At 34.5% G+C, this 14,106-nt stretch carries 9 protein-coding genes; 6 read left to right on the forward strand and 3 right to left on the reverse strand.

The window, feature by feature from the left end; genetic code table 11:
• The first annotated feature begins 20 nt into the window (after positions 1-20).
• The 3 genes from gldI (at position 21) to Q0912_RS05600 (ending at position 2,261) form a co-directional block, all read left to right on the forward strand.
• On the forward strand, positions 21-554 hold the full coding sequence (gene gldI / locus Q0912_RS05590) for a gliding motility-associated peptidyl-prolyl isomerase GldI (protein WP_299112866.1): 534 nt from the start codon (positions 21-23) through the stop codon (positions 552-554).
• The gene (locus tag Q0912_RS05595) at positions 547-1,758 is read left to right on the forward strand and encodes a peptidylprolyl isomerase (protein WP_299112868.1); all 1,212 of its coding nucleotides are present in this window, start codon (positions 547-549) and stop codon (positions 1,756-1,758) included. The genes gldI and Q0912_RS05595 overlap by 8 nt, the downstream gene beginning before the upstream one ends.
• 101 nt (positions 1,759-1,859) lie before the next feature.
• On the forward strand, positions 1,860-2,261 hold the full coding sequence (locus tag Q0912_RS05600) for a beta/gamma crystallin-related protein (protein ID WP_299112870.1): 402 nt from the start codon (positions 1,860-1,862) through the stop codon (positions 2,259-2,261).
• An 82-nt stretch (positions 2,262-2,343) separates the two neighbouring features.
• Here the strand turns inward: Q0912_RS05600 and Q0912_RS05605 are convergent, their stop codons facing one another.
• Positions 2,344-3,804: an aminoacyl-histidine dipeptidase gene (locus Q0912_RS05605; protein WP_299113179.1), complete on the reverse strand. Its 1,461-nt coding sequence runs from the start codon at positions 3,802-3,804 to the stop codon at positions 2,344-2,346.
• Between the two features lie 159 nt (positions 3,805-3,963).
• On the opposite strand from Q0912_RS05605, the gene Q0912_RS05610 reads away from it, so the two are divergent.
• The 3 genes from Q0912_RS05610 to Q0912_RS05620 all read left to right on the forward strand — a co-directional run bounded on the left by Q0912_RS05610 (position 3,964) and on the right by Q0912_RS05620 (position 9,477).
• Positions 3,964-5,031, forward strand: coding sequence for a DUF3810 domain-containing protein (locus tag Q0912_RS05610; protein WP_299112872.1), 1,068 nt, complete (start codon positions 3,964-3,966; stop codon positions 5,029-5,031).
• Positions 5,032-5,194: 163 nt separating this feature from the next.
• Entirely contained in the window at positions 5,195-8,161 is a 2,967-nt protein-coding gene (locus Q0912_RS05615; protein WP_299112874.1) for an amidohydrolase family protein, read from the forward strand.
• Between the two features lie 11 nt (positions 8,162-8,172).
• A complete protein-coding gene (locus Q0912_RS05620; protein ID WP_299112876.1) occupies positions 8,173-9,477 on the forward strand; it encodes an amidohydrolase family protein in 1,305 nt (434 codons plus the stop codon).
• A 61-nt stretch (positions 9,478-9,538) separates the two neighbouring features.
• On the opposite strand, the gene Q0912_RS05625 is transcribed toward Q0912_RS05620, so the two are convergent.
• On the reverse strand, positions 9,539-10,330 hold the full coding sequence (locus Q0912_RS05625; protein ID WP_299112878.1) for a DUF6503 family protein: 792 nt from the start codon (positions 10,328-10,330) through the stop codon (positions 9,539-9,541).
• A 100-nt stretch (positions 10,331-10,430) separates the two neighbouring features.
• The gene (locus Q0912_RS05630) at positions 10,431-14,015 is read right to left on the reverse strand and encodes a choice-of-anchor L domain-containing protein (RefSeq protein ID WP_299112880.1); all 3,585 of its coding nucleotides are present in this window, start codon (positions 14,013-14,015) and stop codon (positions 10,431-10,433) included.
• Positions 14,016-14,106: the final 91 nt, after the last annotated feature.

Genomic DNA, 14,106 nt, shown 5'->3' on the forward strand with positions numbered 1-14,106 from the left:
TGGACATTAATGTATTCAAGATGAAGAACCTACTCATACTACTTACTTTAACGTTAGTTTGCTTCAGCTGTAAATCGCCTGAAGCCAGAATGCCTGAGTCTGTACAGTCTGGTTCTTTCTTAAAAGAATCTGCCGAACGCAACAAAAAACTCAATGAGGAAGAAAAACAGCTTATTGAAAACATTATAAAAAGTAACCCAGACAAAAACTATATCGCCTCAGAAAGTGGATTTTGGTATTATTACAACACTAAAGTTGAAAATGACACCATTCAACCCAAGTTTGGAGATATTATTGATTTTAACTTCAATGTTTCTGATTTAAGCGGTAAAGAAATTTACGCCAATGCTAACAAGACCTACGTTATGGATAAACAAGAGTTATTTACAGGTCTGCGTGAAGGGTTAAAGCTTATGAAACCCGAAGAAAGTATCACCTTTATTTTTCCATCGCAAAAGGCATATGGCTATTATGGTGATGATAATAAAATAGGAACAAATATTCCTTTAATTTGCGAAGTAACACTAAATACAATTACACAAGAAAATGATTAAACAGACACTTACAGCAATCGTTGTATTACTGGTATTGGTAAATATATCATGCCAAGAACGTTATCCAGAATTAGAAGATGGTCTTTATGCCGAGATAATAACCACTAAAGGCACTATGGTAGCAAAATTACATTATGATAAAGTACCCGTAACCGTAGCCAATTTTGTGGCTCTAGCCGAAGGCAACCATCCAATGGTTGAAGAAAAATATAAAGGAAAACCTTTCTACGATAGCCTTATTTTTCATCGTGTTATGAATAAATTTATGATTCAGGGAGGTGACCCGTTAGGCACAGGAGCTGGTACACCTGGATATAGATTTGCTGCAGATTTTAGTCCTGAATTAAAACATGACAAACCAGGGATTTTATCCATGGCTAATGCTGGTGGTATTAACACCAATGGCAGTCAGTTTTTTATTACTGAAGCACCATACCCAAGAGGAAATTTTTATGACGCTAATGGAAATTTAAAGCCTTGCGATCAAAGAGGTGTAAGTTGTCATTCTGTTTTTGGCGAACTTGTTAAAGGATTAGAAGTACAGGACTCTATTTCTAATGTAGAGGTTATTGATCCTAGAGCAAGAAACCACAGACCTGTTGAAGATGTCTTTATTACTAAAGTAAACATTATAAGAAAAGGGAAAGATGCTAAATTCTTTGATGCTCCAAAGGTATTTGAGGAAAAGATGCCTAAAGTTGAAGCTGAGTTTAGAGAGATTAAAGAAGAAGCCAAAAAGAAAGGTGAGGAATTAGCTAAAAAAGCGAAAGCCGATTGGTTAAAGAAAAATGAAGCCTTAGATGGCAGACGTATCGATTCCCCGACAGGAATGGCCATGATTTTCACACACGAAGGTAATGGTGCAAAACCAACCTCTGCGCAGCGTGTAAATATTGATTGTGCTGGTTATTTTGAAGATGGCACTTTGTTTTGGACAACCTGGAAAGAAGTTGCTGAGAAGAATGGTAAATATGACGAACGTCAAGATAAGGCTGGTCGTTATGCTCCCTTCCCTATGCCTTATAACAAAACTGCCAGTTTAGTATCTGGTTTTAGAGAAGCTATGTTAAACATGAAAGTTGGAGACAAAGCCAGAGTCTTTATACCATATTATTTAGGTTATGGCGATGCAGGAAGAGCACCATTAATTCCTGGTAAAACCAATCTTGTTTTTGATATTGAAATAGCTGGTATTGCTGAATAACTAAAACTTATATAATCTATATAAATCCCCAATATTGGGGATTTTTTTATGTGTGGATCTCAACTAAATTGCCTTTAATATTAATCCATAAATCTAATATTATGAAAAATGTAGTTTTAGCTTTAGCTCTACTCGGCACATTGGCATTTGCTCCTGCTAATGACTCAGAAGCAATAGATATAGATATGAGTCTATATAATAGTCCTGTTATTTATCAACATGCAGCTTTTAACCGCAATGACCCTGGTGGTGCTCAAGTAAGTATAGCGTGTACGGAATTTAACTTTGACAACGTCGGCTGGAATGACACCATTTCATCCATTTATATACCAAGTGGTCAAGGATGGGTTGTTGAAATTTTTGAGGCCAGTCATTTTGAGGGGCGTTCTTACAGAACCAGCAGTAGTATTGTCAACTTAGAAAAAATTCGCTTTAATGATATTGTATCCTCAATTAAAATATACAAACGAGGAGTACTGCAAGGAGATTGTATTTGGAGATAAAACTATAACCCAAATGAGTACTCAATAAAAAAGCCTGTTAGCGTATAGTCTATCAGGCTTTTTTCGCTTTATTTATTATAAATTATCGTTTCGGAATATGCTTCAAAATTTCTAATACAAATTCCCAATACTTCTTAGCCGAAGAAATCTGTGCGCGCTCATCTGGTGAATGTGCCCCTTTAATATTTGGCCCAAAACTAATCATATCCATATCTGGGTAATTCTGCCCCAAAATACCGCATTCTAATCCTGCATGGCAAGCTGCAACATGAGGTTTTTCACCATTATTTAAGCGCTCATATATCGGCACCATAACTTTTAAAATATCTGAATCCATATTAGGTTGCCAGCCAGGATACTCACCAGAAAACTCAACATCACAACCTGCCAGTTCAAAAGTAGCGCGTAACGAATTTGCTAAATCCATTTTTGAAGATTCGACAGAACTACGGGTTAAGCAACCTACCTTAATATTTCCATCCTTAACAATAACTCGAGCAATATTATTAGAGGTTTCTACCAAGTCAGCAATATCAGCACTCATGGTGTAAACACCATTGTGTGCAGCATAAATTGCATTAACAAGTTGCTCTTGTGCTCCTTGTGGCATAACTTTTTCTGGCACATCAATTTCAGAAAGTACGACTTCTAAATCTGGCTCCATCGTTTTAAACTCTTTCTTAATGGTTTCATACAATGCATTTAACAGACTTGTAAGAATAGCTTCTTTATCAGCTTCAAAAACTATAGTTGCAATGCTTTCTCTTGGTATGGCATTACGCAAACTCCCTCCATCAATCTCAGAAATGCTTATATCTTCAATAACAGCATATAACAAACGGTTCATAATTTTATTGGCATTACCCAAACCCTCATGAATTTGCATACCAGAATGACCACCTTGAAGTCCTTTGACTTCAATTTTATAAGCTTTATTCCCTTCTGCAATAATCTTATCTTCATTATAAGTGCCTGTTGCTGTGATATCAATTCCTCCAGCACAACCTACTCCAATTTCATCGTCTTCTTCTGTGTCTAAATTTAAAAGTATATCGCCTTTCAACAAGCCTCCTTTTAAACCCATAGCACCAGTCATACCAGTTTCTTCATCAATAGTGAATAAGGCTTCTAAATCTGGATGTGCAATAGAATCACTTTCTAAAATAGCCATAATTGTAGCCACTCCCAGCCCATTATCAGCGCCAAGTGTTGTCCCTTTGGCTTTTACCCAATCCCCTTCGATAAACATTTCAATACCCTGAGTATCAAAATTAAATATGGTATCATTATTTTTTTGATGCACCATATCTAAATGCGACTGCATAACTATAGGCTTACAATCTTCCATACCTTGAGTAGCTGGCTTCCTAATGATTACATTACCCACTTCATCCTCTATAGTTTCTAAACCTAAATTTTCACCGAAGTCCTTCATAAATTGTATCACACGTTCTTCTTTTTTTGAAGGTCGTGGTACAGCATTTAAATCTGCAAATTTATTCCATAGGGCTTTAGGCTCTAATTGTCTTATATCTTGGTTCATATCCATGCCCAACAAAGTGGGTCTCTTTTTTAAATTAATACTAGATTCTAAATCAGACTGCAAAAATACAAAAAATCACTTCCTATACTTTGTTTCTTAATTCTAAAAACCAAGGAGTATTAAGCTTTGTTAATTATAACTTTTCCCTATTTTTGATTCATGTTGAAAAACAAAAAACTTATCATAACCTTGTTTCTTGGAATACAGATACTACTGATTTCAATACTGAAAAACTATCCACAATTTATCGAACAATTTTACAGTAATGGGCTTTATATCTTCATTTCTAAATCAATGCGCCATATTTTTGGCTGGATACCATTTTCAATAGGAGACGTCTTTTATACTTTAACTGGAGTTTATGGCATTCGTTGGCTAATCATTAATCGTAAACGCATTGTAAAAGATACTATCAATTGGTTATTAGATATTGGAGTAACTATTTCTATTGCATACTTTGCTTTTCATACACTTTGGGCTTTTAACTATTATAGAGAACCACTATACCAATCCTTAAATATTGAAGCTGAATATACTACGGAAGAGTTAGTCAATTTTACAGAACGTTTAATTCAAAAATCGAACAGTGTTCATAATCAGCTTACTGTTAACGATTCGACAAAAGTTGAAATGCCTTTTACAAAATCTGAAGCATTCAATATGGTAAGAAACGGTTATGAATCACTCTCTAAAATATATCCTCAATTTAATTACCAACCAAAAAGCATAAAGAAATCTATTTACAGTACTGCTCTAACTTATATGGGCTTTTCTGGTTATCTAAATCCATTTACTAACGAAGCTCAAGTCAATGGTCTAATTTCCACATATAAATTCCCAACAACCTCGTGTCATGAAGCAGCCCATCAGTTAGGTTACGCTGCAGAAAATGAAGCAAATTTTATAGGTAGTTTAGCTGCTATTCATAATGAAGATATGTATTTTAAATACTCTGGTTATACTTTTGGATTACGCTATTGTCTTCTGGAAATTTTTAGAAGAGATAAAGACTTATACTATGAAATGCTTTCTACAATTAACAAAGGTATCATTAAGAATTATCAAGAGGTTGATGAATTTTGGAGGTCTTACGAGAATCCCTTAGAACCCATCTTTGAAAAAACATTTGATAGCTTTCTAAAAGCCAATAACCAATCTGATGGAATGAAAAGTTACAGCTACGTTGTTGCGCTTCTGGTTAATTATTATGAAAACCGGACTTTATAACGTCTTGTTATTCTGAAAGTACATAAAGTAGCTAAAGAATCTGTTCACTAAGTAAAAAGTATCATTTCAAATGGTATGTATAAAAGTTAAAATAACCTTATTCAAGTTAGATTTTATCTATTATTCCTATCTTTAGAATTCAAATTGTTAACCAACCAACTATATGATAAAAGTACATTTACGGCTGCTCATACTTATGTGCAGTTTTTCGTTATTTGCACAAGATTATTTTCCAAGTAACACTGGAGTTATAGCAAACAATTCTAATTACACGGCATTTATTAATGCTACGATACATGTATCACCCACCGAAATTATAAATAATGCTACACTTCTTATAAAAGAAGGTAAAGTAGTTAGTGTAGGTACATCAATAAGTCTTCCTAAAAATACAACACGTATTGATCTTACTGGTAAAACTATTTACCCCTCATTTATTGATATGTATACAACATTTGGAGTTAAAAAGCCCGAGCGTGGTGGTAACGGCCCAAGATACGCTGCTAGTAGAAGTGGGTTTTATTGGAATGATCATATTATGCCAGAACAAGACGTTATGGTAAGTTTTAAGTACGATACTAAGTCAGCTTCTGAGCTTCACAAACTAGGTTTTGGGGTCGTAAACACGCATATGCCAGATGGCATTGTAAGAGGTACAGGAGCACTTATAGCACTTAATAATGATGCCGACAACGCTATGCGTATTGTTGATGGAGAAACCACACAACATTTTTCGTTTCGCAAAAGTGTTACCTCTCGCCAGTCTTATCCATCTTCTATAATGGGAAGTATGGCATTATTACGTCAAATGTATAATGATGCCAAATGGTATTTAGATGGTAATGTAAAGACTAAAGATTTATCACTCGAAGCTTTAAATGACAACAAAAACTTACTCCAAATCTTTGAAGCTGGTAATAGGGCTAATGTAATGCGAGCTGATAAAGTTGGAGATACTTACAATGTACAATATACTATAGTTGGTGGCGGTGACGAATACGAACGCCTTAATGAGATTAAAAGAACAAACGCTACGCTCATTCTTCCAATAGATTTTCAGTTAGCTTATGATGTAGAAAATGCATTCTTAGCCTCTACCTTATCATTAAGCGATATGCGTGCATGGCATCAAGAACCTCATAACCCAAGGCTATTAGCAGAGAATAATATTCAATTTGCATTAACAACCCATGGTTTAAAATCTAAAAAATCTTTTAAATCTAATCTTATGAAGGCCATAGAAAGTGGGCTTTCTAAACAAAAAGCCTTAGAAGCTTTAACAACGATTCCTGCAAACCTATTGGGAAAGTCCGATTTACTAGGAACGCTGAAAGCTGGGAGTTATGCTAATTTTTTAATTGCCTCTGGTGATATTTTTAACAAAGAAACTAAGCTATATGAGAATTGGGTTCAAGGCACACCTCATGTTATTGCTAATATGCATGCAAAAGATATAGATGGTGATTACAACTTTAAATTAATAGGTAATGACTATACACTTTCAATTTCGGGAAGTACAAGTAAACCTGGTGCTAAATTAGAAAGTAACGGTAAAAGTTTAGGCACTAAAATAAGTTATGCTAATGATTGGGTAAATCTAACCTTCAAAACTGCTGACAGTATCAAAAAAGAATTCATTAGAGTAACGGCAAATACTGCCAATGGTAATAACTTAATTGGTAAAGCTATACTTCCAAATGGAAATGAATTATCATTTTATGCAAGTAAACTAAAAAAAGAGACCGTAGAAAAAATTGAAAGTGATAAGAAAATAAATAGTGAGGATATGTATATGAGTCCTATTACCTACCCAAATTTAGCCTATGGTTTTAAGGAAAAACCAAAATCTGAAACCCTATTATTTAAAAATGCAACAGTTTGGACAAATGAAAAAGATGGTATTTTAGAAAACACAGACCTGTTAATTAAAAATGGTAAAATTTCAAAAATTGGAAAGAACCTTTCTGCAAAAAATGCCAAAGTAATTGATGCTACGGGCAAGCATATTACTGCTGGTATTGTTGATGAGCATTCGCATATCGCAGCAGTATCAATTAATGAAGGTGGTCAGAATTCTTCAGCTGAAGTTACAATTGAAGATGTACTTAATGACGAAGATATTGATATCTATCGTAATCTAGCAGGTGGAGTAACGTCTATACAGATTCTTCATGGTTCAGCAAATCCTATAGGTGGGCGTTCAGCAATCATCAAATTAAAATGGGGTGAATCTGCAGATGATTTGATTTATGACAACTCACCAAAGTTTATCAAATTTGCTTTAGGTGAAAATGTAAAGCAATCGCGTTTTAGCAGAAACGAACGGTTTCCTCAATCTCGTATGGGAGTTGAGCAAGTCTTTATGGATTATTTCTCCAGAGCAAAAGCTTATGATGATATTAAAAAAAGCGGAAAACCTTACCGTATAGATACCGAAATGGAAGTTCTTGCAGAGATTTTAAATAAAGAACGCTTTATTTCTTGCCATTCATATGTACAGAGTGAAATAAATATGCTGATGAAAGTTGCTGAAAAATTTAACTTTAACATTAATACATTCACACACATTTTAGAAGGTTATAAAGTAGCAGACAAGATGAAGAATCACGGTGTAGGCGGTTCTACTTTTAGTGATTGGTGGGCTTATAAATACGAGGTTAATGATGCTATACCCTATAATGCAGCCATAATGCATAATGCAGGAGTTGTGGTTGCTATTAATAGTGATGATGCAGAAATGGCACGACGTCTTAATCAAGAAGCAGCAAAGTCGGTAAAGTATGGTGGTGTAAGCGAAGAAGAAGCCTTAAAGTTTGTAACACTAAATCCTGCAAAGCTCTTACACATAGATGACCGCGTTGGTAGCCTTAAAGTTGGAAAAGATGCCGATGTTGTCTTATGGTCCGACCATCCTTTATCTGTGTATGCTAAAGCCGAAAAAACAATTATAGAAGGTATCACCTATTTTGACATTGAACGTGATAAACAAATGCGAGAAGCTATTAAAAAAGAAAAAAGCGAGTTGATCAACTTAATGCTTCAGGATAAGAATAAAGGTTTAAAAACGCAACCTGTTAAAAAGAAAGAAAAGGAATTGTTGCACTGCGACTCAATGGACCAACACCAATAAACAATTTAAAAATGAAAAACTTAAAGAAAATAAATATCGTATTGTTTTTGTTGTGTATTACTTTGAGTTTCGCACAGCAAACACCTGCACCAAAACAAGTAAAAGATTTTGCCATTGTTGGTGCAACGGCTCACCTTGGAAACGGAACAATAATTGAAAATAGCATTATCGTAGTAAGTAATGGTAAAATTACCACAATTGGACCAGCTGACTCTACTCCACTCACTCGACAAGCCATGGATATTATCGATGCCAAAGGCAAACACGTTTATCCTGGTTTTATAGTCTCTAATGGCACATTGGGTCTAGTAGAAGTTGATGCTGTAAAAGCATCTAATGACCTATCAGAAATGGGCACTTACAATCCACATATTAGAAGTATTATAGCATATAATGCAGAATCTAAAGTTGTAGAATCCATGAGACCTAATGGCGTATTATTAGGCCAAGTTGTACCGAGAGGTGGTCGTATTGCAGGTACGTCTTCTATAGTACAGTATGATGCTTGGAACTGGGAAGATGCTGCTATTAAAACAGATGATGGTATACACATCAACTGGCCAAATAGTTTTAGTAGAGGACGTTGGTGGTTAGGTGAAGATCCAAGTCTAAAACCTAATAAGAATTATGTAAAACAAGTTAAAGAGTTAAAAGACTACTTTAATGAAGCTAAAAGCTATAATAAAGGTGATAAGAAAAACGTAAACTTACCTTTTGAAGCTATGTCTGGTTTATTTGATGGATCTAAGCATCTTTATATTAATGCAGATGATGAAAAAAGTATCACAGATGCCGTAAATTTTGCAAAATCAAATGGAGTATCTAAAATTACTATCGTAGGTGGTTACCAAGCTGGTAATATTGCTGATTTTTTAAAGCAGCATAATATTTCAGTGATGTTACAACGTATACATACGAGACCAGAGCTAGAAGATCATGATTATGACTATACTTTTAAACAAGCAAAACGACTTGTAGATACAGGTGTGTTAGTGTCTTTAGAACCTAGTGGACAAATGGAACGTATGAATTCGCGTAACCTTCCTTTCTATGCTGGTACAACCGTTGCATATGGCTTAACCAAAGAACAGGCTTTACAACTTATCACTCTAAATGCAGCAAAAATCATGGGTATTGATGATAAGTATGGCACTTTAGAGGTTGGTAAAAGTGCTACTTTATTTATTAGTGAAGGTGATGCTTTAGACATGAGAACAAATATTGTATCTAAGGCATTTATTGATGGCAGAGATATAAACTTAGAAACACACCAAACTGAATTATGGAAACGTTATTCTGAGAAGTATAAAGAGTAATGTAGATAGAATAAAAAAGCGAGCCAATTGGTTCGCTTTTTTCAACTCTTAAAACATAAATTTATTCAATAACCTTTCCGTCTTTAGGTATTGCAAACATTGAATTATCTGGCACTTCTTCAGAAAGAAGAACATCAGTAAATTCAACAGTATTTCGTAATTCAGTCGGAACATTATTTTCGTATGTATACCAACTTATACTCTTTGGTAATATCAAACCATTAATCGTTTGCCAGTCATTGTATCGTATATACCTAAAATCTTTACTCTTTTCGTCTTTCCCAAATGTAACGGTATAGCTCAACCATTGCATTTGTCCTGTATCAGAATTATAATAAACTACGTATTGATCATCTGGTGACACTCCTACTCCTGCTTCATAAGAAATTAAAATACCTGGATAGGTTTTACCTTCAAAAGTCAATGGAGCAACGTTTTCATAAATTATACCATCGTCACCTACAATAAAAGGCATGGCATAGAAATACATCATTAAGCCTTTATAAAATCTAGCATTGCCTTTATATTCATTTCCATCTTTTTCGCTGACCCATAAGTCTTCACCATTATAACCCATAGCATAGGTTGGTGTATCTATCAGTTCAGCACGGGTTTTTAAGTTCGTTGTAGTTACTTCTTTTCCATTTGGTTTTTCCATAGTAAAAGACAGTGTTTTCATTTTATTCCAATTGTCAATTCCACCATGGGCGTCAAATACTTTGGTGATTGGCTCTGGATAAATACTTGTAGTGATATCTTCGGTAGTTACAGATTTAATTTCTGTTGACTCTACTTTAGCCTCATTTTTACAAGAGATAAGTACAATTACTAAAAGAAATATTAGTTGTTTCATGTTCTGATTTTTTGTGTTTGACGAAATTACACAAAAGGCATTACAAAAAAAGCTTCAGAAAAAAATCTGAAGCTTTTTTAATGTTATGAATATTTACAACCTACTCAATAATAAGTTTTTCTATAACAATACGACTATCATTTTTAAGTTGTACAAAATACAATCCAGAGTTTAACGATGACACATCAAGTTCTAATAAATCATCACGCACTACTTGTGGAGTACTAATGATTTTACCTTGAATATCTATCAGTGACACTTCTAAATCATTAACCGATTTACCATTTAACGCAATTGTAACTTTAGTATTAGCCGGATTTGGATATAGACTTACATCTGCACCATTAAAATCATTGACCGAAAGTGGTTCTATAAACGTAGTATTATACGTATTGGTAATAATTGGCGCATTAAAATCAAAATAAATCGAAGCTGAGTTTGGAATCACATCATTTACAGCATAACCAGCTTTTGGCTTAATTTTAAAATACACAAAACCATTACTTCCGTCCGCATCATCTTGCTCTGCTGGTAAGTTAATGTCATCAAAAAACCATTCTAAACTTGTACCTGTTCGTGTTACTGTATAATCATGGCTGGCACGAAGCATCTGAAATGTCGTTTCATCTAACTGTACATCTAATTCATCTTCAATTCTAACAAAAATAGCTTCAGCTGTGCCTACATTCTGAAAACGAATGGTGTAATATAAATATTCATCCGTAGTAACAAAATCATCATAAACTATTTCTGGTCCATGAGACTCCATTTTATCATTAGGGTCGTATGAACCTATTACAATTTCAGAAAGCGTTGATATATTGTTTTCTGACACCAGATCATTTGAAGCTGTAGTATATTCAGCAATATTTGTAACTATTTCACCCAGAGGTACGCTCACAGGACAGAACAAAGTAATGTCTACCACTCGACTTTCACCAGCTACTAAATTTGTGAAGTTTAAAGTAAAACCATTTGCTGTATTTGTAATACTCATGTCTGTATTACTTAAAGCCGTATCATTTATTACCAGGTCATCATCTACTGTAAATTCTACTGAACCAGAAGCAATAGTTGGACCACTTAAATTTTGTATAATCAAAAGATTAGTATGTTCAAAGCCTGGTCTTGGAGATGCGAATGGATTAACAAGATACACACCTAAATCTTCACATGTTAAATTATCTACTACTGGGAAATTTACTTGGGCAACTTCTCCAAAGGAAACACTAACATCATCAAATGCTGTGGTTGTTAGCGTATAGCAATTTGTATAGTCGTCATTGATTTGATAGGTTATATCATAAGTATCAGATTCGTTATCGCTAAGGATAGTAAAACTTCCGTTTGAAGAATTTACAACATTAATAATGCCATCATTATTTTTCTCATACGTAAATGAACCATTGGTAAAATTCGTTTCAGAATTATCAAAACTACCATTGGCATTAGTATCATTAAAAGCATTCATACTTATTAATCCTACATCATCACAAATTGATCCTACATCAAAGCTACCTGCTTTAAAGAATACTGCAGTATCGTAAAGTGCATCTGAGTCATCTGCAACAACTAATTTTATATGATACGTTTCCCCTATATTAACATTAGCTTGTGCTGTAAAGCTTACCGTTCTACCATTAAAATTTGTTGGTGGCGCATTAGCAGCTGTATAGCCACCAAAAAATTCTGGATTGGCTGCATCGCAATTGTCATTCGCATTGTGAATATTTGTAACTGTAATTGGTAAATCTGTTCCAGGTATTAAAGCGAGATTTGTTGTATTACCCATAGCGTCCGTGAGTAAAAAAGCAAAAGCATCAGAAAACTGACATTCAAATTGTCCTCCGTTATACTCTTCAGAAGCCATTAAGAAATCAAAATTAATTTGATTTACTACTGGTACAAAATCAAACTCTATAGAGGTTGCATTATTTGAATTGATGCCTAACGTTGTATCTAAATCATTATCTCCAGGCCAATTATTGGTACCAGAGCTAGCCAATTCGTCATTTGGACCTTCGGCATCGGCCGCACTTCCTGTACTGATAAGCAAACCTTCTGAGAACGGAAAGTCGCTACCTGCATAAACAAAATAACCTATACCATTAGGCTCTTGTCCAGCAATGCTACCCGTAGAATAGGTAATATTAGATATTTGACTACATTCATTTCCTATAAGCACATTTTGCACTAATTCTTCAACAGTAAATTGGCTTTGGTCTACAATAAGATTCTCTCCGACCACTAAAACTTCAAGATTTGTTGATGCAGTACAACCTTCAGGATTATCATCAGTCACGGTAAACGTTACAGTATAACTTCCTTCTTGAGTATAATCGTGAGTTACAGCAGCACCTGATACAGAACTACCATCTCCAAAATTCCAATTATAAGTAGCGTTGGTACCATCATTAGAAAACGTAGCACTTCCATTAAAACTTACCGTATCACCTGCTTGTACAACTACAATTCCAGAATCGTTAACCTCTGGTGTTGTAGTATCTACCGTTGGCGTAATTTCCTGGCAAGGCATACAGGTTTGATCTGCTACCAGATTAAAACTACTGGTCTGTACACTACAAAAATTAAAGTCTGTAACAGCAACATATATAGTTTGTGGGTTACTGAAGTTTGTAAAAGGTGATGATAAAGGATTCGTTAAATTTAAAGCATCTAACTCTGTTAAGTGATATGTTACTATAAGCTCCCACGAGCTTTGATTGGTTAAGACCTCTTGATCTTTTTCGTTTAAATTAAATTCCGTTAAACCATCCATATCTGTATCACAGACTACAAAATCTGTAATATCAATAAGCGGATCAGCACCAGTGACTATAAGTTCTACAACAGCCAGAGCAAAACAAGACGAATTATTATCTTCAATTCTAATATAAAGCAACTGAACAAATGGAACAATATTAGTATAAGAAAACTCAGTATTAATAGCATTTGTAGCTGCGTCTGCATCTGCCTGGGTTTCATGGTAAGTTACGGTTAAACCTGTAAGACCATTTGTAATCTCGGATGTCATAGTTTCTAAATCAAATTCTCCAAATCCATTACCAATATTACAGCTAAAAAGTGTATTGGGTTGATTATAATTAAGTGTACCATCAAACGATACATTGAAAGATTCAAAAGCAGAACAGCCAGTTATGTTATCAAAGACCTGAACGGAATAAGGCCCCTCTTGTGTAACTTCGAGAAAAGGATTGGTCTCAGACTGTAGGACAAAACCATCATAGGACCAAAGAAATGAAAATTGACTACCACCTAAACCTGTATCAATTACCGTTGAATTACCCTGACATATAGAAACATCGTCTATTGTAACAGATGGTAATGGGTTAACAATTATATCAAAAGCATAGGTTTCGTAATTCCCAGTACTAAACTCAAAAACTCTGGCATACAAAGTTTGTGGGTTACTGGTATTTGTATAAGGCCCAACAATAGGATTCATACCACTTTCAGCATCTGCTAAAGTTTCGTGATAGGTAATTGTTAATGTGCTAGGATCTAGAATTCCTAAAATAACCTGATCGTTAATTGTTAAGTCAAATACTGCGAAACCATCTTCATTATCATCGCAAATTTCGATTTGAGAAGGCGGATTAGCAATTTGAGAAAATGTATTTAAGAAAAAGAGGCAAAGAATTAAAGTGAGTAATCGGTGTTTCATAAACTATAAATTAGATTGATATTGTAGTTATTTACCTATAAAACAGACTTAGCATTAAATCTCCTAGGTCTTTTTTATGCCTTATGCAAAA

Source organism: uncultured Winogradskyella sp. (assembly GCF_947498345.1).
GTDB lineage: Bacteria > Bacteroidota > Bacteroidia > Flavobacteriales > Flavobacteriaceae > Winogradskyella.